General features: G+C 69.9%; 19 protein-coding genes. 18 read left to right on the top strand and 1 reads right to left on the bottom strand.

The window, feature by feature from the left end; all coding sequences use genetic code 11:
* Positions 1 to 12: 12 nt before the first annotated feature.
* From GBB76_RS09670 to mraY, 4 genes are all read left to right on the top strand, one after another.
* Positions 13 to 1,806, top strand: coding sequence for a penicillin-binding protein 2 (locus tag GBB76_RS09670; RefSeq protein ID WP_152303119.1), 1,794 nt, complete (start codon positions 13 to 15; stop codon positions 1,804 to 1,806).
* A gap of 119 nt (positions 1,807 to 1,925) precedes the next feature.
* Positions 1,926 to 3,413 (top strand): UDP-N-acetylmuramoyl-L-alanyl-D-glutamate--2,6-diaminopimelate ligase, encoded by a 1,488-nt coding sequence (locus tag GBB76_RS09665; protein WP_202911058.1) that lies wholly within the window; start codon positions 1,926 to 1,928, stop codon positions 3,411 to 3,413.
* A gap of 5 nt (positions 3,414 to 3,418) precedes the next feature.
* Entirely contained in the window at positions 3,419 to 4,864 is a 1,446-nt protein-coding gene (locus GBB76_RS09660; protein ID WP_202911057.1) for a UDP-N-acetylmuramoylalanyl-D-glutamyl-2,6-diaminopimelate--D-alanyl-D-alanine ligase, read from the top strand.
* A gap of 95 nt (positions 4,865 to 4,959) precedes the next feature.
* Positions 4,960 to 6,045, top strand: coding sequence for a phospho-N-acetylmuramoyl-pentapeptide-transferase (gene mraY, locus GBB76_RS09655; RefSeq protein WP_152303117.1), 1,086 nt, complete (start codon positions 4,960 to 4,962; stop codon positions 6,043 to 6,045).
* Between the two features lie 108 nt (positions 6,046 to 6,153).
* Here the strand turns inward: mraY and GBB76_RS09650 are convergent, their stop codons facing one another.
* The gene (locus GBB76_RS09650) at positions 6,154 to 7,053 is read right to left on the bottom strand and encodes an MBL fold metallo-hydrolase (RefSeq protein ID WP_152303116.1); all 900 of its coding nucleotides are present in this window, start codon (positions 7,051 to 7,053) and stop codon (positions 6,154 to 6,156) included.
* A 105-nt stretch (positions 7,054 to 7,158) separates the two neighbouring features.
* Here GBB76_RS09650 and murD point away from each other — a divergent pair, with 105 nt between their 5' ends.
* From murD to recN, 14 genes are all read left to right on the top strand, one after another.
* Positions 7,159 to 8,547, top strand: coding sequence for a UDP-N-acetylmuramoyl-L-alanine--D-glutamate ligase (gene murD / locus GBB76_RS09645; RefSeq protein WP_152303115.1), 1,389 nt, complete (start codon positions 7,159 to 7,161; stop codon positions 8,545 to 8,547).
* 72 nt (positions 8,548 to 8,619) lie between these two features.
* The gene (gene ftsW, locus GBB76_RS09640; RefSeq protein WP_152303114.1) at positions 8,620 to 9,816 is read left to right on the top strand and encodes a putative lipid II flippase FtsW; all 1,197 of its coding nucleotides are present in this window, start codon (positions 8,620 to 8,622) and stop codon (positions 9,814 to 9,816) included.
* Positions 9,817 to 9,824: 8 nt separating this feature from the next.
* The gene (locus GBB76_RS09635) at positions 9,825 to 10,931 is read left to right on the top strand and encodes a UDP-N-acetylglucosamine--N-acetylmuramyl-(pentapeptide) pyrophosphoryl-undecaprenol N-acetylglucosamine transferase (RefSeq protein ID WP_202911056.1); all 1,107 of its coding nucleotides are present in this window, start codon (positions 9,825 to 9,827) and stop codon (positions 10,929 to 10,931) included.
* Between the two features lie 129 nt (positions 10,932 to 11,060).
* Complete coding sequence (murC, locus tag GBB76_RS09630; protein WP_152303113.1) at positions 11,061 to 12,482, top strand: UDP-N-acetylmuramate--L-alanine ligase; 1,422 nt, start codon at positions 11,061 to 11,063, stop codon at positions 12,480 to 12,482.
* An 11-nt stretch (positions 12,483 to 12,493) separates the two neighbouring features.
* Entirely contained in the window at positions 12,494 to 12,796 is a 303-nt protein-coding gene (locus GBB76_RS09625; RefSeq protein WP_162375539.1) for a nucleotidyltransferase family protein, read from the top strand.
* Positions 12,796 to 13,149, top strand: coding sequence for a DUF86 domain-containing protein (locus GBB76_RS09620; RefSeq protein ID WP_152303111.1), 354 nt, complete (start codon positions 12,796 to 12,798; stop codon positions 13,147 to 13,149). The genes GBB76_RS09625 and GBB76_RS09620 overlap by 1 nt, the downstream gene beginning before the upstream one ends.
* A 30-nt stretch (positions 13,150 to 13,179) precedes the next feature.
* Positions 13,180 to 14,100 carry a UDP-N-acetylmuramate dehydrogenase gene (gene murB, locus GBB76_RS09615; protein ID WP_152304815.1) on the top strand — a complete coding sequence of 307 codons (921 nt, stop codon included), beginning with the start codon at positions 13,180 to 13,182 and terminating at the stop codon, positions 14,098 to 14,100.
* A gap of 46 nt (positions 14,101 to 14,146) precedes the next feature.
* Entirely contained in the window at positions 14,147 to 15,067 is a 921-nt protein-coding gene (locus GBB76_RS09610) for a D-alanine--D-alanine ligase (RefSeq protein ID WP_152303110.1), read from the top strand.
* 134 nt (positions 15,068 to 15,201) lie between these two features.
* Positions 15,202 to 16,053: a cell division protein FtsQ/DivIB gene (locus GBB76_RS09605; RefSeq protein ID WP_246668877.1), complete on the top strand. Its 852-nt coding sequence runs from the start codon at positions 15,202 to 15,204 to the stop codon at positions 16,051 to 16,053.
* Positions 16,050 to 17,375, top strand: coding sequence for a cell division protein FtsA (ftsA, locus tag GBB76_RS09600; RefSeq protein WP_246668876.1), 1,326 nt, complete (start codon positions 16,050 to 16,052; stop codon positions 17,373 to 17,375). Before GBB76_RS09605 ends, ftsA begins: the two co-directional genes overlap by 4 nt.
* An 87-nt stretch (positions 17,376 to 17,462) precedes the next feature.
* A complete protein-coding gene (ftsZ, locus tag GBB76_RS09595; RefSeq protein WP_152303108.1) occupies positions 17,463 to 19,169 on the top strand; it encodes a cell division protein FtsZ in 1,707 nt (568 codons plus the stop codon).
* Between the two features lie 313 nt (positions 19,170 to 19,482).
* Positions 19,483 to 20,421 (top strand): UDP-3-O-acyl-N-acetylglucosamine deacetylase, encoded by a 939-nt coding sequence (gene lpxC / locus GBB76_RS09590; protein ID WP_152303107.1) that lies wholly within the window; start codon positions 19,483 to 19,485, stop codon positions 20,419 to 20,421.
* A gap of 311 nt (positions 20,422 to 20,732) precedes the next feature.
* Positions 20,733 to 21,542, top strand: coding sequence for an outer membrane protein assembly factor BamD (locus GBB76_RS09585; RefSeq protein ID WP_152304813.1), 810 nt, complete (start codon positions 20,733 to 20,735; stop codon positions 21,540 to 21,542).
* 144 nt (positions 21,543 to 21,686) lie between these two features.
* Positions 21,687 to 23,363: a DNA repair protein RecN gene (gene recN, locus GBB76_RS09580; RefSeq protein WP_152303106.1), complete on the top strand. Its 1,677-nt coding sequence runs from the start codon at positions 21,687 to 21,689 to the stop codon at positions 23,361 to 23,363.
* Positions 23,364 to 23,368: the final 5 nt, after the last annotated feature.

Genomic DNA, 23,368 nt, shown 5'->3' with positions numbered 1-23,368 from the left:
GAGGACAGCGACATGACCGATCATCCCGCCACCTCGTCCTCCCGCTTCGGGCGCTTCTTCAGGCGCCTGCTGCGCCTCGTCACGGCGCCGCCGCGCATCGTCTTCGGCGTGGTGCGCTCGGCCTTCGGGCGCGGCCGGCCCGAGGCGCATGCTGTGGCCCGCGCGCGCATCCTGCTGTGCATGATGGTGTTCGCCGGCGTCTATCTCGCCATTGCCGGGCGTCTGGCTTTGTTCGCCTCGGCGCCCGAGGGCGCGGCGGCGCGGCGCACCGTCGCCTCCGATGCCGTGGCCTCGGCCCGGCCGGACATTCTCGACCGCAACGGGCTGGTGCTCGCCACCGATGTGCGCTCCTCCTCGCTCTATGGGGAGCCGCGCCGGCTGATCGACGTCGACGAGGCCGTCGAGGCGCTGACCGCCGTGCTGCCGGACCTCGACGCCAACGAACTGCGCCAGCGGCTTTCCACCAATCGCGGCTTCGTCTGGCTCAAGCGCGACATCACCCCCCAGCAGCAGCGCGAAATCCACAATCTCGGCCTGCCGGGCATCGGCTTCATGACCGAGAACCGCCGCATCTATCCCGGCGGCACGCTGGGCGCCCATGTGCTCGGCTCGACCAATATCGACAATCAGGGCATCGCCGGCATCGAGAAATGGGTCGACACGCGCGGCCTCGCCGACCTGCATCTGGCCGGCTTCGCCTCCGACCGCCAGCAGGAGCCGGTGGAACTGGCGATCGACCTGCGGGTGCAGCACGTGCTGCGCGACGAGCTTTTCGCCGCCAAGGAGAAGTTCAAGGCGATCGCCGCCGCCGGCACGGTGGTCGACGTGCGCACCGGCGAGATCATCGCCATGACCTCGCTGCCCGATTTCGACGCCAATGATCCGGCGCGCTCGCTCGACCCCAAGAACCTCAACCGCCTGACCACCGGCGTGTTCGAGATGGGCTCGACCTTCAAGGCGCTGACCTTCGCGATGGCGCTGGACAGCGGCCGCTTCAACATCAACTCGATGCTGGACGCCCGCGGGGCGCTGCATTTCGGCCGCTTCAAGATCAGCGACTACCACGCCGAGAACCGCGTGCTGACGCTGCCCGAGGTGTTCCTCTACTCCTCCAACATCGGCACCGCGAAGATGGCGCTGGCGCTCGGCGTCGACGCCCACAAGGCGTTTCTGGCCAAGGCCGGCCAGCTCGACCGGCTGCGCACCGAACTGCCGGAAAGCGCGATGCCCATCGTGCCCAAGCGCTGGGGCGAACTGAACACCGCCACCATCGCCTTCGGCCACGGTCTGGCGGTGGCGCCCCTGCAGGCGGTGATGGCGGTCAATGCGCTGGTGAACGGGGGCTACCTCATCCCGCCGACCTTCCTCAAGCGCACGCCGCAGGAGGCGCAGGCGCTGGCCACCCGCATCATCAAGCCCGAGACCAGCGCCAAGATGCGCTACCTGCTGCGCCTCAACGCGGAGAAGGGCTCGGCCAAGAAGGTCAACGTTCCCGGCTTCTACGCCGGCGGCAAGACCGGCACCGCCGAGAAGGTGATCAACGGGCGCTATTCCAAGACCAAGCTGCTCACCACCTTCACGGGCATCTTCCCCATGGACAACCCGCAATATCTCGTGCTCGTGATCCTCGACGAGCCGCAGGCGGTGGAAGGCACCTACGGCTTCGCCACCTCCGGCTGGAACGCGGCGCCGACCACGGGCAAGATCATCACCCGCATCGGCCCCATGCTCGGCATCATGCCGCGCACCGACGTGCCGCCGGCGGAAAGCCTGCTCGCCAACACCACGCTGGCGCGGGCGCAGTAACCCCGCAAGGTCGATTTCCGGTGCGTCAGCCGCCCGGAATCGGCTATGCGGAAGACCATGCCGGACCCGCGCCGCCCCGCGCGGGATGGCGGCAGGAGACACGGCCAGGATTGACGGCGATGTCCGATCCGATACGACCCACGGCCGACTGTTCGCGGATCCTCACCCTGCGCGGGCTGGTGGGCGAGGATGCCGACTATGCCGGCGCCGATCCCGGCCTCGAGGTCGGCGAGCCGGCGCTCGACAGCCGCCGCGCGCGGGCGGGCGACGTGTTCTTCGCGCTGGCCGGCAGCAAGGCCGACGGCCTGTCCTTCGCCGCCGACGCCATCGCGCGCGGCGCGGTCGCCATCGTCGCCGAGAGCGAGCGCCCGGGCTGGCTCGATCCCGCCATCTCCCATGTCCGCGTCGGCAATGCCCGGCGCGCCGTCTCGCTTGCCGCCGCGCGCGCCTTTCCGCGCCAGCCGGAGACCATCGCCGCCGTCACCGGCACCTCGGGAAAGACCTCGGTCGCCGCCTTCGCCCGGCAGATATGGCAGGGGCTCGGCCATGCCAGCGCCAGCCTCGGCACGCTCGGCGTGGTGAAGCCATCCGGCGAGGTCTATGGCTCGCTGACCACGCCCGACCCGATCGAACTGCACCGCACGCTGCACGCGCTGGCCGGCGAGGGAGTGACGCATCTGTGCCTGGAGGCCTCCTCGCACGGGCTCGACCAGCACCGGCTGGACGGCGTGCGGCTGAAGGCGGGCGCCTTCACCAACCTCTCGCGCGACCATCTCGATTATCACCCGACCATGGAAGCCTATCTCGACGCCAAGATGCGGCTGTTCCGCGATCTGGTGCCGCGCGGCGGCGGGGCGGCGGTGTGGGTCGACACCGCCGAGGGCAGCCACGCGGCGCAGATCGCCGCCGAGCATGAGCTCGACGTGCTCGGTATCGGTGTGGCGGGCGCCGGCATTTCGCTGCTGTCGCGCGCCGACGAAGGGCTCGGGCAGCGTCTGGAGATCGAGGCGGAGGGCGAGCGCTACGTGCTGCGCCTGCCGCTGGTCGGCGCCTTCCAGGCCTGCAACGCGCTGGTGGCGGCCGGGCTCGCCATGCTCACCGGCGCGGGCGCGCGCAGCGTGCTGCCGCTCATCGAGACGCTGGCGGGGGTGCCCGGCCGGCTGGAACTGGTCGGCACCAAGAACGGCGCCGGCGTATTCGTGGACTACGCCCACAAGCCCGACGCGCTCGCCAACGCGCTCGACGCGCTGCGCCCCTACGCCACCGGCCGGCTCATCGTGGTGTTCGGCTGCGGCGGCGACCGCGACCGCGGCAAGCGCCCGCTGATGGGGGCCATCGCCGGCGCGAAGGCCGATGTGGTGATCGTCACCGACGACAATCCGCGCAGCGAGAACCCCGCCGCGATCCGCGCCGCCATCCTCGCCAGCGCCCCCGGCGCCCGCGAGATCGGCGACCGCGCCGAGGCGATATCCGCCGCGATAAGCATGGTGCAGGCGGGGGATGTCGTTCTGATCGCCGGCAAGGGCCACGAAACCGGCCAAATCGTGGGCGACCGGACATTGCCTTTCTCGGACCGCGACGTCGCGGTCGCCTTGCTGGGGGAATGATCGACATGGTGGCCGCCCCGTCGCCGCTCTGGACACCCGAGGCGCTCGCCGCCGCCGTCGGCGGCACGCTGTCGGGCCCGCCGGCCGGCCCGGTCGGCGGCGTGTCCATCGACACCCGCACGCTGAAGGCGGGCGACGTGTTCTTCGCCATTCGCGGCGACAACAGCGACGGCCACGCCTATGTCGCCACGGCAACCGGGAACGGCGCCGCGCTCAGCGTGGTCGAGCGCGCGCGGCTCGGTGAGATGCCGGAAGGCGCCAGCCTGCTCGCGGTGGACGACGTGCTCGGCGCGCTGGAAGCCGCCGGCCGGGCGGCGCGGGCGCGCAGCTCGGCCCGCATCGTCGGCGTCACCGGCTCGGTCGGCAAGACCACGACCAAGGAGGCGCTGGCGCTCGCGCTCGGCGCCGACGGGCCGACCCATGCCTCGGCCGCTTCCTACAATAATCACTGGGGCGTGCCGCTCTCGCTCGCCCGCATGCCGGCATCGAGCGCCTATGGCGTGTTCGAGCTCGGCATGAACCATGCCGGCGAGATCGCCCCGCTGGTCGCCATGGTGCGCCCGCATGTGGCGGTGATCACCACGGTCGAGCCGGTGCACATCGCCCAGTTCCCTGATGTCGAGGCCATCGCCGACGCCAAGGCCGAGATCTTCACCGGCGTCGAGCCGGGCGGGGCGGCGGTGCTCAACCGCGACAATCCCCATTTCGAGCGGCTCGCTGCGGCGGCGCGGGCGACCGGCATCGCGCACATCGTCGGCTTCGGCGAGGCGCCGGAGGCCGATGTGCGCCTGACCTGCGTCGCGCTGCAAGCGCAGAGTTCGACCGCCATCGCCGACGTGATGGGCGAGAGCGTGAGCTTCAAGGTCGGCCTGCCCGGGCGCCACATCGTGCAGAACGCGCTCGCCGTGCTGGCGGCGGCGAAGCTCGCCGGGGCGGATTTGTGCCTCGCGGCGATGGCGCTCGCCTCGCTCGGTCCCCCGCCGGGGCGCGGCGTGCGCACGCGGCTCGCCGTGAAGGGCGGGCTCGCGACCCTCATCGACGAGAGCTACAACGCCAATACCGCCTCGATGCGCGCGGCGCTCGCCGTGCTGGGCACGACGCCGGTGGCCGGGCGCGGGCGCCGCATCGCCGTGCTCGGCGACATGCTGGAGCTCGGCACCGCCGGCGAGGCGATGCACCGCGATCTCGCCCCCGCCGCCGCGACGGCCGATCTCGTCTTCTGCGCCGGCCCGCTGATGCGCGCGCTGTGGGAGGCGCTGCCGGAAGCGCGCCGGGGCGCCTGGGCGCCCGACGCGCCGGCGCTGCTACCCCTCGTCGCCGAGCGTCTGCGCGGCGACGACGTGATCATGGTCAAGGGATCGAACGGCAGCCGCATGGGCCCGCTGGTGCGCGCCCTCGCCGAGCGTTTTCCCGCCGGGAGCCTTGCCGAAGCGGCGGAAACGTCGGAATGAGCCCGGCCGGCGCCCGCTGCCCGATTCGATGCCGGCCCCGCCGCCTTTGGCGGCATGCCGGCACGCCGACCCGTACACCCGAAGGTTGATCCTCCATGCTGCAATGGCTTGCCGAACTCCAGGGAAGCGTCCCGGCAGTTAACGTCTTCCGCTACATCACCTTCCGCACGGGTGGCGCGATCATCACCGCCCTGCTCTTCGTCTTCATGTTCGGCCCGGCGATCATCGCCCTGCTGCGGCTGAAGCAGGGCAAGGGCCAGCCGATCCGCACCGACGGGCCGCAATCGCACCTGCTCACCAAGAAGGGCACGCCCACCATGGGCGGACTGATGATCTTCTCCGGGCTGATGGTGGCGACGCTGCTCTGGGGGAACCTGTCCAACCCCTATGTCTGGGTGGTGCTGTTCGTGACCATCGGCTTCGGGCTGATCGGCTTCTACGACGACTATCTCAAGGTGACGAAGCAGACCCATAACGGCCTGTCGGGCAAGGCGCGCCTCGCGATCGAGGGGCTGATCGCCGGCACCGCGGCGGTGGTCATCATGCATGTGGGGCGCGAGCCGCTCTCGTCCTCGCTGGCCTTCCCCTTCTTCAAGGACCTGCTGCTCGATCTCGGCTGGTTCTTCGTCATCTTCGGCGCCTTCGTCATCGTCGCCGCCGGCAATGCGGTGAACCTCACCGACGGGCTCGACGGCCTTGCCATCGTGCCGGTCATGGTGGCGGCCGCCAGCTTCGGGTTGATCTCCTATCTCTCCGGCAACGTGCTGTTCGCCGACTATCTGCAGATCCACTACGTCGCGGGCGTGGGCGAACTGGCGGTCATATGCGGGGCCATCATCGGCGCGGGAATCGGATTCCTGTGGTTCAACGCCCCGCCGGCGCAGATCTTCATGGGCGACACCGGCTCGCTGGCGCTGGGCGGCCTGCTCGGCACCATCGCGGTCGCTACCAAGCACGAGATCGTGCTGGCAGTGATCGGCGGGCTGTTCGTGCTGGAGGCGGTGTCGGTGATCGTGCAGGTCGCCTCGTTCAAGCTCACCGGCAAGCGCGTGTTCCGAATGGCGCCGATCCATCACCATTTCGAGCAGAAGGGCTGGACCGAGCCGCAGATCGTCATCCGCTTCTGGATCATCGCCGTGGTGCTGGCGCTGATCGGGCTGTCGACGCTCAAGCTGCGGTAATTTCGTCATCCTGGCCGAAGCCAAGCGTAGAGCCGGGATCGTCATCCGCGCCTGGCATGCGATCCCGGATCGGCCTCCGGCCGTCCGGGATGACGGCGTCCCGCTCCCTCACCCCGGCAGCGCCAGAACCTTCTTCACATTGTTGGCGTGGACCTCCTCATAGGGGGCGAAATAGGTCAGCGCCCCGGAGGCGATATCCCCGGCGATGAAGGTGGAGAGGTCCTGGTCGGCTAGCGCCATGTCGGCGCGGGTATGGAGCAGCTTCTTCACATAACGGATGGTGGCGTCGATCAACTCGGGCCCGTAGCCGCCCGCCGCGATGACGTCCGGCGCGCCGTGATTGGGCAGGATGCGCGGATAGCCCCATTCCTTGATGCGCTTGAGTTCCTCCACATGCAGGCCGAGCCGCTCGGGCTCGGCGACATAGGTGATCGGCTCCTCCAGCGTGTCGCCGGCCAGCATCAGGCCGAACTCCGGCAGCAGCAGGATCAGCCCGTCATGGCTGTGGATCTCGGCCGGCTCCAGCTTCACCGTCAGCGCGCCGAGCTTCAGCTCGGTGGGGCCGGTGATGATCCGGTTGGGCAGCACCAGCGGGAAGATCGGCGGGTCTCCGTTCTCCAGCGCGATGCGGTTGCCGGCCAGCGCCTGTTCGGTGCGGTCGAGCGCGATGATCTCGACGTCAGAAAACACCTCGTTGCCGGCCACATGGTCGTCGTGCCAGTGGCTCAGCACGACGCGGAACGAGGTGATGCCCGCCTCCTCCAGCGTGCGGCGCATGAGCCGGGCATGGGGAATCGAGATGTGGGTGTCGTAGACGATCGCCTCGTTCCCCTCGACCACCGCATAGACGCACACGCCGAGCGCATAGGCGCCGTCGTCGAGCCAGTTCGGCGCCGCCGAATGGGCGCGCGCGCCCTCGATGCGTCCGTCATAGAAGGCATAGACATTGGGATGCGGGCGCAGCACGCGCATCGTCGATCCGAGGGGTAGCAAAGCGGGCGCGGCCATGGCGGGCGACTCGTGGAGAGGGTGGGGCGGCGATCATTTCATCGGCCCCGGAAATGCGCTAGCCAGAAGCGTCCCGTCGGGCCCGCCATTCGAGGTCGCCGTTTCATGATCCCCGTCCGCTCCCTCAACGACCGCGCCGTTGCCCTGTTCGGCCTCGGCGGCTCCGGCCTCGCCACCGCCCGCGCGCTGATCGCCGGCGGGGCGCGGGTGACGGCATGGGACGATTCGCCCGCCTCGGTGGAGAAGGCGGCGGCCGAGGGCATACCGACCGGCGATCTCCGGGCCGCGGACTGGTCCGCCTTCGCCGCGCTGGTGCTGGCGCCCGGCGTGCCGCTGACCCATCCCGAGCCGCACTGGAGCGTGACGCGGGCGCAGGCGGCCGGCGTCGAGGTGATCGGCGACATCGAGCTGTTCTGCCGCGAGCGCCGGGCCGCCGTGCGCCGGCCGCCCTTCGCCGCGATCACCGGCACCAATGGCAAGTCGACGACGACGGCGCTGCTCGCCCATCTCATGCGGGCGGGCGGGCGCGACGCGCAGATCGGCGGCAATTTCGGTCCCGCCATTCTCGGGCTGGAGCCGTGGAAGCAGGGGCGGGTCTATGTGATCGAGTGCTCGTCCTATCAGGTCGATCTCGCGCCGAGCCTCGATCCGGCGGTCGGAATCCTGCTCAACCTGTCGCCCGACCATATCGACCGCCACGGCACGATGGAGCATTACGCGGCGGTGAAGGAGCGCCTGATCGCCGGCATCGAGGCCGGCGGCACGGCGGTAATCGGCGTCGACGACGAGTGGTCGCGCGCCATCGCCGACCGGGCGCAGGCGGCGGGCAAGAACGTGGTGCGCGTCTCCGTTCGCGAGACGCTCGACGACGGCATCTGGCTCGACGGGACGGACCTCGCGGTGAACGAGAAGGGTGCGCGCGTGTTCACCCTGCCGCTCGCCGGCATCGGCTCGCTGCGGGGCGCCCACAACGCGCAGAACGCCGCCGCCGCCTTCGCGGCCGCCCGCGCGCTCGGCCTCGCGCCGGAGGTGATCGCCGCCGGTATGCGCAGCTTCCCCGGCCTCGCGCACCGCATGGAGCAGGTGCGCACGATCGGCGACGTGCTGTTCGTCAACGATTCCAAGGCCACCAATGCCGATGCCGCCGAGCGCGCGCTGGTCTCCTTCGACGACATCTTCTGGATTGCCGGCGGCAAGCCGAAGGAGGGTGGCATCGCGCCGCTGGCGCCGTATTTCCCGCGTGTGCGCAAGGCCTACCTTATCGGCGTCGCGGCGGAGGAATTCGCCGCCACGCTGGGGCAGGACGTGGCTTTCGAGATGTGCGGCACGCTCGACGTGGCGGTGGCGCGCGCCGCCCGCGATGCGGCGGCGTCCGGCCTTGCCCATCCGGTGGTGCTGCTGTCGCCGGCCTGCGCCAGCTTCGACCAGTACCGCAATTTCGAGGTGCGCGGCGACGCCTTCCGCGATCTCGTCAACGCGCTTTCGCCGGCCTGAGCGGCGCCATTAAGCGGGCGTCAACCTTAACCGTCCGATACTCCGGCGCATGTGTTTCCCGGAGTGGCGTACATGATCTCGCGTGCCGAACGGACAGTGGTCGGTGAGTGGTGGTGGACCATCGACCGGCTGCTGCTTGGGGCTCTCGCGGCGTTGATGATCATCGGCATCGTGCTGGCGCTGGCGGCAAGCCCGCCGGTGGCGGCGCGGCTCGGCATCGCCGACCCGTTCCATTTCGTGAACCGGCAGGTGATGTTCCTGGTGCCGGCGCTGATCGTGCTGATCGCCACCTCCTTCCTGTCGCCGCGCAACATCCGCCGCATCGCGCTGGTGCTGTTCTTCGTGTTCCTGGCGCTGGTCTGCGCGACGCTGGTGGTGGGGCCGGAAGTGAAGGGCGCCCGGCGCTGGCTCACCGTCGCCGGCATCACCGTGCAGCCGTCCGAGTTCCTGAAGCCCTCCTTCGTCATCATCGCCGCCTGGCTGTTCTCCGAGAGCGTGCGGCGGCCGGAAATGCCGGGCCAGTTCCTCGCCATCGGCCTGCTGGGCATGGTGGTGACGCCGCTGGTGATGCAGCCGGATTTCGGCCAGACCATGCTGGTCTCGCTGGTCTGGGGCAGCCTGTTCTTCCTCGCCGGGCTGCGCATCATCTGGGTGATCGGCCTCGCCGGCATCGGCGCCACCGGCCTGTTCATCGCCTACACGATGGTGCCGCACGTCACCCAGCGCATCGACCGCTTCCTCAACCCGGATTCGGGCGACACCTACCAGATCGACCTGTCGATCAACAGTTTCCTCAATGGCGGCTGGCTGGGGCAGGGGCCGGGCGAGGGCAGCTTCAAGAAGGTGCTGCCGGACGGCCACACCGATTTCATCTTCGCCGTCGCTGGCGAGGAGTTCGGCGCCGTGCTGTGCATGATGATCGCCGGCCTGTTCGCCTTCATCGTGCTGCGCGCGCTCGCCCGCGCCATGAAGGACGAGGACCCCTTCGTGCGCTTCGCCACGGCCGGGCTCGCCATCCTGTTCGGGCTGCAGTCCTGCATCAACATGATGGTCAACCTGCACATGATGCCGGCCAAGGGCATGACGCTGCCCTTCGTCTCCTATGGCGGCTCCTCGCTGCTCTCGCTCGCCTACGGCATGGGCATGCTGCTGGCGCTGACCCGCCGCCGCCCGCGCACCGCGACGCTGGCCGAGCTGGAGCGGCTCGGCACCCGCCTCGGCGCGCCGTCGGGTGCGCCGTCCGGCGCGCTGCGGCCGCGCCCCGCCTGAGGATCGCCATGACCGCGACAAGACCGCTCGTCGTGCTCGCCGCCGGGGGAACCGGCGGCCATCTCTTCCCGGCCGAGGCGCTGGCCGGGGTGCTGGCCGCGCGCGGCATCGACGTCGACCTCGCCACCGATGCGCGCGCGGCGCGCTATGCCGGGCATTTTCCGGCGCGGCGCATCCATGTGCTGCCGGCCGAGACGGTGCGCGGGCGCTCGCCCGTGGCGCTGGCGCGCACCGCGCTCACGCTCGGCCTGGGGCTGGCGCGCGGCTACCGGCTGATGCGCGCGCTCAGGCCCGCCGCCGTGGTCGGCTTCGGCGGCTATCCGACCGTGCCGCCGATCCTCGCCGCGCGCCTCGCCGGCCTGCCGACCCTGATCCATGAGGCCAACGCGGTGATGGGGCGGGCCAATGCGCTGCTCGCCTCGCGCGTCACCGCCATCGCCACCGGCTATCCCGACATCTTCGCCGGCCATCCGCTGCTGGCGGCCAAGGCCCACCACACCGGCAACCCCGTGCGGCCGGCCGTGATCGCGGCGGCCTCGCTCTATGAGGCGCCCGTCGAGGGCGGCCCGCTCGATCTGCTTGTCTTCGGCGGCAGCCAGGGCGCGCGGGTGATGAGCGAGATCGTGCCGCCGGCGATCGAGAGGCTCGATCCCGTGCTGCGGGCGCGCCTGCGCGTCGTCCAGCAGGCGCGGCCGGAGGACATCGAGGCGGTGCGCGCGACCTATGACCGGCTCGGCGTGAGCGTGGAGCTGGCGCCCTTCTTCGCCGACCTGCCGGCCCGCATGGCGCGGGCGCATCTCGTCGTCGCCCGTTCCGGCGCGATGACGGTGGCCGAGCTTGGCGTGATCGGGCGGCCCTCGGTGCTGGTGCCGCTGCCCGGCGCGCTCGACCAGGACCAGCTTGCCAATGCGAGCGCGCTGGCCAAGGGCGGCGGCGCGGTGCTGATGCCGCAGGACCACTTTACGCCCGAGAGCTTCGCGGAGTTGCTCGGTGTCTATGCCGCCCATCCCGGCGACCTCGCCACCATGGCCGCCGCCGCGCGCCGCATGGGCCGCGCCGACGCCGCCGAGCGCCTTGCCGCGCTGGTCCTCGCCACCGCCGGAATCGAGGCCTGACGCCATGCGCGACCGGGCAGCGGGAGGTGCTTGGACCAAAGGTCGGGTGACGCCGCCGGCCGGCTCGTCTATTTCTGCGCGCCCGGCAACGCCGGCGCCTTTTTCGCGCGCGGGCGGAAGGAACAACGCATGAAGCTCCCGCTGTCTCTCGGCCCCATCCATTTCGTCGGCATCGGCGGCATCGGCATGAGCGGCATCGCCGAGGTGCTGCACAATCTCGGCTACACGGTGCAGGGCTCCGACGTCGCCGAGAGCGCCAATGTGAAGCGCCTCGCCGAAAAGGGCATCAAGGTGCTGATCGGCCATGCGGCCGAGAATATCGAGGGAGCCGAGGTGCTGGTGGTCTCGACCGCCATCCGCCGCGACAATCCCGAGCTGGTGGCGGCCCGCGCCCGGCGCCTGCCGGTGGTGCGCCGCGCCGAGATGCTGGCCGAGCTGATGCGGCTGAAAAGCTGCGTCGCCATCGCCGGCACCCACGGCAAGACGACCACGACATCGCTCGTCGCCACCCTGCTCGACGCCGGCGGCTTCGACCCGACCGTCATCAATGGCGGCATCATCAACGCCTATGGCACCAATGCGCGCCTGGGCGACGGCGAATGGATGGTGGTCGAGGCCGACGAGAGCGACGGCACCTTTCTCAAGCTGCCGGTCGAGGTGGCCATCGTCACCAATATCGATCCCGAGCATCTCGACCACTTCAAGACCTTCGAGGCGGTGCAGGCGGCGTTCCGCAGCTTCGTCGACAACCTGCCCTTCTACGGCTTCGCGGTGATGTGCACCGATCATCCGGTGGTGCAGGACCTTGTCGGCCATGTCGAGGACCGGCGGGTCATCACCTATGGCGAGAACCCGCAGGCGGATGCGCGCCTCGTCGATCTCGACCTTCGCGGCGGCCTCTGCCGCTTCGGCGTGCTGTTCCGCGACCGCGACGGGCAGGTGGTGCACGAACTGCGCGACCTCGTGCTGCCCATGCCCGGCCGCCACAACGCGCTCAACGCCACCGCCGCCATCGCGGTGGCGCGCGAGCTGGGCGCCACCGACGAGCAGATCCGCAGCGCGCTCGCCGGCTTCGGCGGCGTGAAGCGGCGCTTCACCCGCACCGGGGAGGTGGGCGGCGTGACCATCTTCGACGATTACGGCCACCACCCCGTCGAGATCGCCGCCGTGCTGCGCGCGGCCCGCGCCTCCACCGAAGGGCAGGTGATCGCCGTCGTGCAGCCGCATCGCTACACGCGATTGCAGTCGCTGTTCGACCAGTTCGCCACCTGCTTCAACGACGCCGACCATGTGATCGTCGCCGATGTCTACGCGGCCGGCGAGACGCCGATCGCCGGCATCGACCGCGACCATCTGGTCGAGGCGCTGCGCGCGCGCGGCCACCGCTCGGTGATCGCGCTGCCGGGACCGGAGGCGCTGGCGGGCCTCGTGAGGGGGCTGGCGCGGCCGAGCGACTACGTGGTCTGCCTCGGCGCCGGCAACATCACCCAATGGGCCTATGCGCTGCCCGAGCAGCTGGCGGCGGGGGCGCAGGAGCGTCAGTCGTGTTAGACTTGCGAGCCATGGATATGTCGCGCGAACATCTCATCCGTTCGCTTCTCGCTCTTGAGCCGCGACTGAGGGCCGAGGGCGTGACGCGGCTTGCGCTGTTCGGCTCGCGGGCGCGGGGAGACAATCGCGCGGACAGCGATATCGACCTCGCCATCGATGTGAATCCGGGCAGGAAATTCTCCCTGATCGATCTTGTCGGCGTCGCGCAGGAGGTCGAGTCCGAGACCGGGCTCCCGGCGAATATCTTCATGCGACGCAGCCTCGATGACGGATTCAGGCGCACGCTCGAACGCGATGCGGTCGAGATTTTCTGATGGCCGAGCGCGCGATCTTCCGGCTTCAGGACATCAAGACGTCCATAGACAACATCCGTGAACTGCTTGCGGGGAAGTCGTTCGACACGATGTATGGCGACGCGGCGACCCGTGCGGCGTTCGAACGGTTTCTGGAAATTATGAGCGAAGCGTCCCGCCATGTTCCCGCCGAGTGGAAGGATGAGATGGCGCCGCACATTCCGTGGAAGCAGATAGCCGGCCTCGGCAACCACATCAGGCATGCGTATCACAAGCTGGATGCCGAAGCGCTCTGGAGCATTTACGAGAACGATCTCGACATTCTGGAGGCTGCCGTGTCGACCATGTTGACCCGGTATGGGACCGACATCTGAATGCCAATTCCGATCGCTGACGCGCGCCTCATGACCTTCCTCGACATCGCCCCCGCGCTTGCCGCCCGCATGCCGGAGCTGCGCGGGCGGATGCTGGCCAACCAGCCGCTCGCCGAGCTGACCTGGTTCCGCATCGGCGGTCCGGCGCAGGTGCTGTTCACCCCGGCCGACGAGGACGACCTCGCCTATTTCCTGAAGAACCTGCCGACCGAGATCCCGGTAATGGTGGTCGGGCTGGGCTCGAACCTCATCGTGCGCGATGGCGGCGTGCCGGGCGTCGTGATCCGGCTGGGGCGCGGCTTCAACGAGATCGCCGTCGAGGAGGGCCACCGGCTGCGCGCCGGCACGGCGGTGCCGGATGTGCGGCTCGCCAAGGCCGCCGCCGATGCCGGAATCGACGGTCTCGCCTTCTTCCGGGGCATTCCCGGTGGCCTCGGCGGCGCCCTGCGCATGAATGCCGGGGCGCATGGCGGGGAGACCCGCGACGTGCTGGTGGAGGCGCGCGGCGTCGACCGCGCCGGCAATGTCCGCACCTTCTCCAATGCCGATTTCGGCTTCAGCTACCGCCATTCGAACGCCCCGGCCGAGGTGATCTTCACCAGCGCGCTGTTTCAGGGCCGGCCCGGCGACAGCGCCGCGATTCTGGCCGAGATGGAGCGAATCACCCAGGCCCGCGAGGCCTCGCAGCCGATTCGCGAGAAGACCGGCGGCTCCACCTTCAAGAATCCGCCCGGCCACAAGGCCTGGCAGCTCATCGACGCGGCCGGATGCCGCGGGCTGACCCACGGCCCGGCGCAGGTCTCGACGATGCACTGCAATTTCCTGATCAATACCGGCGGCGCCACTGCCGCCGACATCGAAGGGCTGGGCGAGGACGTGCGCCGCCGCGTGAAGGCCCATTCCGGCATCGAGCTGGACTGGGAGATCAAGCGCATCGGCGTTCCGGGCTGAGCCGTGCGGCCAATGGGGCGTCCGAGGGGCCGCCGGGGAGAACACCATGACGAAGCATGTCGCCGTCCTGATGGGCGGCTGGTCGGCGGAACGCCAGGTTTCGCTGTGGTCGGGCGAGGCCTGCGCCAAGGCGGCGGAGAGCGTGGGCTACCGCGTGACTCGCGTCGATGTGGGGCGCGACGTGGCCCAGGTCCTTGCCGCGCTGAAGCCGGACGTGGCGCTGAACATACTGCACGGGCGCCCCGGCGAGGACGGCACCATCCAGGGCATCCTCGAGATACTGCGCATCCCCTACAGCCACTCCGGCGTGCTCGCCTCTGCGCTGGCGATGGACAAGCCGCAGGCCAAGATCATCATGGCGGCTAACGGCATCCCGGTGCCGGAGGGGCGGGTGGTGACGCGGGCCGAGGCGGCGCGCGCGCATGTGCTGCCGCGCCCCTATGTGCTCAAGCCGGTCTCGGAGGGCTCCTCGGTCGGCGTGTTCATCGTGCGCGAGGACCAGGAGCACCCGCCTCAGGAGCTGCACCGGCCCGATTGGACGCATGGTGATTTGCTTCTTGCCGAGCGTTACATCCCCGGACTGGAGCTTACCTGCGCCGTCATGGGCGATCAGGCGCTTGATGTGATCGAGATCCAGTCCGATCTAAGGTTCTACGATTACGAGGCAAAATACGCTCCCGGCGGTTCCCGCCATATTCTCCCGGCGCAAATTTTACCGAATGTTTACCAAAAGGTGCGGATGTTAGCGGTCAGGGCGCATCGCGCGCTCGGCTGTCGGGGCATCAGTAGGTCGGACTTCCGATATGACGATCGGACCGGGGACGAATCCGGTCTGGTCTGTCTGGAGGTCAATACTCAGCCCGGAATGACCGAGACGTCGCTTGTGCCCGAACTGGCTGCCCATGCGGGCCATTCGTTCGGTGAGCTTGTACGATGGATGGTGGAGGACGCTTCGCTCGATCGCTGACCCCGCGGCAGACGCCGGCGGGCACGCGGACCGGCGCGGCCACTGGCGGAGATCAGCGCGGCGCGCGCGGACGGGAGCCCTCGCGCCCCGCCGCGGCGGCCGCGGATGAGCGCACGCGCCTGTTCGATCGCACCGTGATCGGCGGGCGCCGCTTCCTCGTCGGGCTTTCCGCCTCGCGCGCCCTGAGCTGCGGCGCCGGCACCTGGCTCACCCTCGCCCTCTTCGCCGCCACCGGCGTCTACGGCCTCGATCGCGGCGGCCACATGCCGGCGACCGTCGAGGCGATCCGCGACATGGGCGATGCCGCCGCCAACATCGCCGGCTTCCGGATCGCCAACGTCAATCTCGCCGGCCAGAATCACGTCACCCCCGGCGACATCCTCGCCACGGCGGGCGTCAAGCCGACCTCCTCGCTGCTGTTCCTCGATGCCGAGGGCGCCCGCATGCGCCTCGAGGAACTGGCCTGGATCAAGCGCGCCACGGTGCAGAAGCTCTATCCCGACCGGCTCGACATCCAGATCGTCGAGCGCGAGGGCTTCGCGCTCTGGCAGAAGGACGGCAAGATCAACGTCATCGCCCGCGACGGCACGGTGATCGCGCCCTATTCCGACGATCCGCGCTACATCCGCCTGCCGGTGGTGGTCGGCGACGGCGCCGAGACGAATGTGGGCGAGATCGTCGAGGCCCTGAGCCTCGTGCCCGGCGTGCGCGACAAGGTGCGCGCCGCGATTCGCGTCGCCGACCGGCGCTGGACGCTGAAGATGCGCAACGGCATCGACGTGCGCCTGCCGGAAACCGGCATCCCCGACGCGCTGCAGCAGCTGGCCTTGCTCGACGAGCAGAAATCGCTGCTCTCGCGCGACATCACCATCGTCGACCTGCGGCTGCCCGACCGCGTGTCGGTCCGTCTCTCCGACACCGCCTACGAGGCGCGCCAGGCCGAGCAGAAGGCTCAGGCCAAGGCGAAGAAGGGGAGCAGCACATGAGCACGCGCGCACCGTTCGAGGTCGCCCCGAAAATGCGCCCGCTGGCGCCGCGCCGAACCGGCGTGGTCGGCGTGCTGGAGGTCGGCACCTCCAAGATCGTCTGCATGATCGCGCGGCTGAAGCCGCGCGACGCCACGTCCAGCCTGCGCCGGCGCACCCATTCGGTGGACGTGCTCGGCATCGGCCACACCAGCGCCCACGGCATCAAGGGCGGCACCGTCATCGACATGGAGCGTGCCGAGCACGCCATCCGCCGCGCGGTGGATGCCGCCGAGCGCATGGCCGGCGCGCAGATCGCCTCCGTGGTGGTGGCGCTGGCCGGCGGCCGCCTCTCCTCCGAGCATTTCACCGCCGAGGTCGACCTGCCGGAGCCGGCGGTCGCCGAGGGCGACATCCGCCGCGTGCTCGACGCCGCCTCGACCTTCGCCATCGGCGAGGGCCGCACCATCCTGCACGCTTTGCCGGTGGGCTATGCGCTCGACGGGGTCGGCGGCATCGGCGAGCCGCGCGGCATGCTCGGGCGCCGGCTCGGCGTCGACCTGCACGTCGTTACCGCCGAGGCGTCGGCGGTGCGCAACCTGCTGCTGTGCATCGAGCGCTGCCATCTCGGCGTCGAGGCGATGGTCGCGGCTCCCTATGCCGCCGCGCTGTCCACCCTTGCCGACGACGAGGCGGAACTCGGCGTGACGCTGATCGATTTCGGCGCCGGCACCACCACGGTCGCGGTGGTCGAGAACGGCCATTGCGTGCATGTCGACGGCATCGCCATCGGCGGCCAGCACGTCACCAACGACGTGGCGCGCGGCCTCTCGACCCGCCTCGCCGACGCCGAGCGGCTCAAGAGCCTGCATGGCGGGGTGATGGCGATGGGCGCCGACGAGCGCGAGATGCTGACCGTCCCCGGCATCTCCGACGACCATCACGACATGCCCCGGGCGATCGCCAAGGCGCGGCTGGTGCGCATCGTGCGCCCGCGCGTCGAGGAGATCGTGGAACTGGTTCGCGACCGGCTGATCGCCTCCGGCCATGCCGCCGGCGCGGGTCGCCGGGTGGTGCTCACCGGCGGCGCGGCCCAGCTCACCGGCCTTGCCGAGCTGGTCGGCAAGATCCTCGGCCCGCAGGTGCGCATCGGGCGCCCGCTGGGCATTTCCAAGCTGCCGGAGGCGGCGCGCGGCGCGCCCTTCGCCGTCGCCACCGGGCTTCTCGTCTATCCGCAGGTCGCCGGTCTTGAGCATTTCGAGGCGCGCCGGCGCCGGCTCTCGCAGGCCGAGGGCAGCGGCTACTTCTCGCGCGTCGGACATTGGCTGAGGGAGGCCTTCTGACGTGTTCCACTCAATCCGCGCCGGCGGAACCGGCACCAAAGTGATCGTGACGGGCCTCGTGCCCGCCGGCGTTAGGGGACACTAGAAATGACGATCAACCTCCAGGTACCGGATATCCGCGAGCTGCGTCCCCGGATCACCGTCTTCGGCGTCGGCGGTGCGGGCGGCAACGCCGTCAACAACATGATCACCGCCGGGCTGACGGGGGTCGACTTCGTCGTCGCCAACACCGACGCGCAGGCGCTCACCCTCTCCAAGGCGGAGCGCATCGTGCAGATGGGCGTCGCCGTGACCGAGGGCCTTGGCGCCGGCTCGCAGCCGGAAGTCGGCCGCGCGGCGGCTGAAGAGGCGCTCGACGAGATCCGCGATCACCTGGCCGGCGCGCATATGGTGTTCATCACCGCCGGCATGGGCGGCGGCACCGGCACCGGCGCCGCCCCGGTCATCGCCCGCGCCGCCCGCGAGCTCGGCATCCTGACCGTCGGCGTCGTCACCAAGCCCTTCCACTTCGAAGGGCAGCGCCGCATGCGCATCGGCGAGATGGGCATCAACGAGCTGCAGAAGGGTGTCGACACGCTGATCGTCATCCCGAACCAGAACCTGTTCCGGGTGGCCAATGAGCGCACCACCTTCGCCGACGCCTTCGCGATGGCGGACCAGGTGCTCTATTCGGGTGTCGCCTGCATCACCGACCTGATGGTGAAGGAAGGCCTGATCAACCTCGACTTCGCCGACGTCCGCGCCGTGATGCGCGAGATGGGCAAGGCGATGATGGGCACCGGCGAGGCCTCCGGCGACAAGCGCGCGCTGCACGCCGCCGAGGCGGCGATCGCCAACCCGCTGCTCGACGAGGTGTCGATGCGCGGCGCCCGCGGCCTGCTGATTTCGATCACCGGCGGCAAGGACCTCACCCTGTTCGAGGTGGACGAGGCGGCGACCCGCATCCGCGAGGAGGTCGACCCGGACGCCAACATCATCCTCGGCGCCACCTTCGACGAATCGCTGGAAGGCCTGATCCGCGTGTCGGTGGTCGCCACCGGGATCGACCCGGCGGTGATTCCCGAGCAGATCCCGCACAGCCTGTCGAACCTCGCCGATGTCGGCGGGCGCCGCGTGTCCAATGCCGGCCGCGCCGCCGTCGAGGCCCGCCGCGACGCCGCCCTGCGCTCGGTCGCCTCGGCGCTGGCCGACGACCTTTACGCGTCGCCGTCCGAGCCGACCTATGCGAGCCATGCCGCCGACGAGCACGTCTATGGCGGCGAGGCGTCCTACGCCCCGGTTCCGGCCGCTTCGACGGCGATCGACGAGGTGACCATCCGCCCGATGGCGCCGAAGCCCGCCCTCTATGCCGACCCGGAGCCGGCGCAGGCGCATGAGGACGATTACGGCGACCACGACATCGAGCCGTTCATCCCGCCGCAGGCCGAGCGCCCGGCGCCGCGCATGCCGCGCGTCGACGAGCTGCCCATGCCGGCGCAGAACCAGATCCGCGCCGCGCGCGGCGAGGTGCCCGAGCATCACCAGGCCGACAAGAAGCGCATGACGCTGCTCCAGCGTCTCGCCAATGTCGGTCTCGGCCGCCATGCCGACGAGGAAGAAGCCGAGCCGCCGGCGGACATGCGCCCGATGGTGCGCCGTGCGCCGCCGGCCGAGAGCCGTCCGCTCTCGGACATCCGCCCCGAGGCTTCTGAATACGCCAAGCGCCCGGCGCTGCGCGTCAACGAGGCCCGTCCGGCGCGTCCGGCCGAGGACGATCATCTCGACATTCCCGCCTTCCTGCGCCGGCAGGGCTGAGCGGAACGAAACCGGGGCGGCGGGTCCGCCCCGTTACACGACGTGTGGCGCGGTGCAGCGAGACGGTTGCGCCGCGTCGCCATATCCGATTGAAATTAAATGATTTTTCAGGATTGTGCGCCAGCGTAACGACGGTAACAGAAGGTAAGCAAGCGTGATTTGGCGCGGACTCACGGCGCCGTTATCTTGCCAGCCAATCGATAAGCCGCCGGCACGGAACCTGTTCCGCGTCTTTCCAAAAATGGCGGTCGGTTGTGTTGGTTTTGGGGAATGGGGAGAGCGGGGCGCATCGCGTGTCCGCTTCTTGGGTCGAATGAACGCTGTGCGGCAGACCACCCTTGGCGATTGCGTGACGCTTTCGGGCGTTGGCGTTCATTCCGGCAAGCTGGCGCGGTTGAGCATTGCTCCCGCAGAGGCCGATACCGGCATCGTCTTCTACCGCAGCGATTCGTCCCAGTCGGTGCGCGCCTGCCGCAGCGCCGTTCGCGGCAGTGACCTTGCCACCGTGCTGCGCGATTCGAGCGGCCCCGCCGTTTCCACCGTCGAGCATCTGATGGCCTGCTTCGCGGGCCTTGGCGTCGACAATGCCCGTGTCGAGATCGACGGGCCGGAAGTGCCGATCCTCGACGGCAGCGCCGGCGATTTCGTCGCCGCCGTGGACGCGGCGGGCATCGTCGAGACCGCCGGTCCGCGCCGCTATCTGCGCGTCCTCAAGCCGGTGCGCATCGAATCGGAAACCGGCTTCGGCGAACTCACCCCCTATGATTTCGGCCTGCGCCTCGAGGTCGAGATCGATTTCGACCACGCCGCCATCGGCCACCAGCGTTTCGCCGCCACCCTGTCGCCCGACGTCTTCCGCAAGGAACTCGCGGCGGCCCGCACCTTCGGCTTCGTCTGCGACGTCGAGCGGCTCTGGCAGGCCGGCTACGCGCTCGGCGCCTCGCTCGACAACACGATCTGCCTCGGCGACGAGGGCGTGATGAACACGACCGGCCTGCGCTTCGCCGACGAGTTCGTGCGCCACAAGGCTCTCGACGCGGTGGGCGATCTCGCCATTGGCGGCCTGCCCCTGCTGGGCCGCTACCGCTCCTATCGCGGTGGCCACAAGCTGAATTTCGCGGTCGTCGACGCTCTGCTGTCCGACCGTTCCGCCTACGAGATCGTCGAGGCAAGCATCCCCGCCCGCCGCAGCGTCAGCAGCAATGCCGGCATGGTGACGGTCGCCGTTCCGGCCTACGCTCCGGAACTGTGAGGCGGCTGCGGCGTGGTTCGGGCCGGGCCCCTCGGGCGGCCTTTGTGCCACAGGCCGCGTCTTTCCGGTCGAACGGCCTCCTCCTTTGCCCTCGGCCCTCCGGCACGCCATAATCCGGTCGGAAAGCGGCCTTAGCGCCTGAACGCATGGCGTTTGGCGGCAGAAGCGGCGAAGCAGCGACCAGATCGGGATCGAAACTTGTGATGCGTCTTCTCAATCTCGGCCAGCCTACCCCGGCCCATGCGCGCGCCCCGGCACGCCCGGCCCGCGCCCGCAGCGGCGTGGGGGCGGGAGCCGTGGCGCTCCGGCTGATGGCGCTGGTGATGGTCGGGGCCTCGCTCGGCGGCTGCGCCAGCTGGTTCGACACCAACAAGGAAGAGACCGTCTATCCCGACGTTCCGGCCGAGCAGCGCTATAATGAGGGGCTGACCCTCATGGCGCAGGAAGACTATGCCGGCGCCATCGTTCGCTTCGAGGACGTCGATCGCCAGCACCCCTATTCGGAATGGGCGCGCAAGTCGATCCTGATGACGGCCTATGCGCACTATCTGCAGGGCCAGTACGAAGAGTGCATCGCCGCCGCCCGCCGTTACCAGTCCCTGCATCCGGGCTCGGAAGACGCGGCCTACGCGCAGTACCTCGTGGCCCAGTCCTATTTCGACCAGATCCCCGACATCAGCCGCGACCAGACCCGTACCCAGCGCGCCATGGACCAGCTGGAAGAGGTGGTGCGCAAATGGCCGAACACGGAATATGCGGTCAGCGCCAAGAAGAAGCTTGAGGTTGCCCGCGACCAGCTCGCCGGCAAGGAGATGATGATCGGGCGCTACTATCTCGAGCAGCGCAACTATGCCGGCGCTATCAACCGCTTCAAGGTCGTGGTCACGCGCTACCAGACCACGCGCCATGTCGAGGAGGCTCTGTATCGCCTCACCGAGGCCTATATGGCGCTCGGCGTGGTCAACGAGGCGCAGACCTCGGCCGCCGTGCTCGGCTACAATTTCCCCGACAGCAGCTGGTACAAGGACGCCTACAAGCTCGTGCAGTCGCGCGGCGTGAACCCGCAGCTCAACGAGCAGTCCTGGATCGCCAAGGCCTTCAAGGGCTTCGGTCTCGGCTAGGCGCCTTCGGGCCCGTGCCCGCGCGCCTTTTCGTCCTGTGGTCGGCGCTCGGAACATAATGAGAACAAAGATGCATGGCGGCGCGCGACCTGCTAGACAGGGGCGTCCCGTGGTCCCGCGCGGAATCGTTCTGGAGCCTCACGCATGCTGGTCGCCCTGTCGATCAGGGATATCGTGCTCATCGAGCGTCTCGACCTTTCCTTCCAGCCCGGCCTGACCGTGCTGACCGGCGAGACCGGTGCGGGAAAGTCGATCCTGCTCGACGCCTTCACCCTTGCGCTCGGCGGGCGCGGCGACGGATCGCTTGTGCGCCACGGCACCGCGCAGGGGCAGGTGACCGCCGAGTTCGACCTCGCCGCCGGCCATCCCGTCCGCGCCCTTCTGCAGGAGGCCGGCATCGACGACGAGGGCGCGCTGGTGCTGCGCCGCGTGCAGCACGCCGACGGGCGCACCCGGGCCTTCGTCAACGACCAGTCGGTCAGCGCGCAGATGCTGCGCAGCCTCGGCCGGCGGCTGGTCGAGATCCACGGCCAGCATGACGACCGCGCGCTGGTCGATCCGGCCTCGCACCGCACGCTGCTCGACGCCTATGGCGGTCTCGGCTCTCTCGCGGAGGAGGTTGCCGCCGGCTGGCGTCGCTGGCGCGCCGACCGCGTGGCGGCGGCCGAGGAAAAGGCGCGGCTCGACGAGGCGGCCCGCGAGGCCGATTTCATGCGCCATGCGGTGGACGAGCTGACCGCGCTTGCCGCCGAGCCGGGCGAGGAGGATCGGCTCGCCGCGCGGCGCACCGAGATGATGCGCTTCGAGAAGATCGCCACCGATCTCGCCGAGGCGCAGGAAGCGGTTGGCGGCAGCAATTCGCCGGTGCCGGGGCTGGCCGCTGCCGTGCGCCGGCTGGAGCGGCGTGCGGGCGAGGTCGAATCGCTGGTGCGTCCGGCGGTGGAGGCCATCGACGCAGCGCTCGCCGCGCTGGAGCAGGCGAATTTCCATCTCGACGCGGCGCTGCGTGAGGCCGATTTCGACCCGCGCGAGCTGGAGCGCATCGAGGAGCGGCTGTTCGCCCTGCGCGCCGCCGCACGCAAATTCGCCTGCACGGCGGACGACCTGCCGGCGGTGGCGGCCCGCTTCGCCGACGCGCTCGACGCGCTCGACCACGGGGCGGAAACGCTGCGGGGGCTGGAGGCGCGCGCCGCCGAGGCCGAGGCGGCGTATCGCCAGCTTGCCCGCGATCTCTCGCAGAAGCGCCATGCCGCCGCCGCCGGCCTCGACGCGGCGGTCTGCGCCGAACTGGCGCCACTGAAGCTGGAGCGGGCGCGATTCATCACCGAGTGTCAGACCGATGAGGTGGACGGTCAGGCCGATGGGTACGACCGGATCGAGTTCTGGGTGCAGACCAACCCCGGCACCCGCCCCGGCCCGATGATGAAGGTCGCCTCCGGCGGCGAACTCGCCCGCTTCCTTCTGGCGCTGAAGGTGGTGCTGGCCGACAAGGGCTCGGCACCGACGCTGGTGTTCGACGAGATCGACACCGGGGTCGGCGGTGCGGTGGCCGATGCCATCGGCGCACGGCTCGCCCGCCTCGCCGGGCGGGTGCAGGTGGTTGCCGTCACCCATGCGCCGCAGGTGGCGGCGCGGGCGGGCAACCATTTCCGCATCGCCAAGGAGGCGCTGACCGACCTCGACCGGGTGGCGACGCGGGTCAGCCCGCTCGCCTCCGAGCACCGCCGCGAGGAGATCGCCCGCATGCTGTCGGGCGCCGAGATCACCTCGGAAGCCCGCGCGGCGGCGGACCGCCTGCTGAAGGGCGCCGCGGCCGACTGAGCGGA

Origin of the sequence: Ancylobacter sp. TS-1 (assembly GCF_009223885.1) — a bacterium.
Taxonomy (GTDB): Bacteria; Pseudomonadota; Alphaproteobacteria; order Rhizobiales; family Xanthobacteraceae; genus Ancylobacter.
This window is presented reverse-complemented; position numbering and strand designations above follow the sequence as displayed.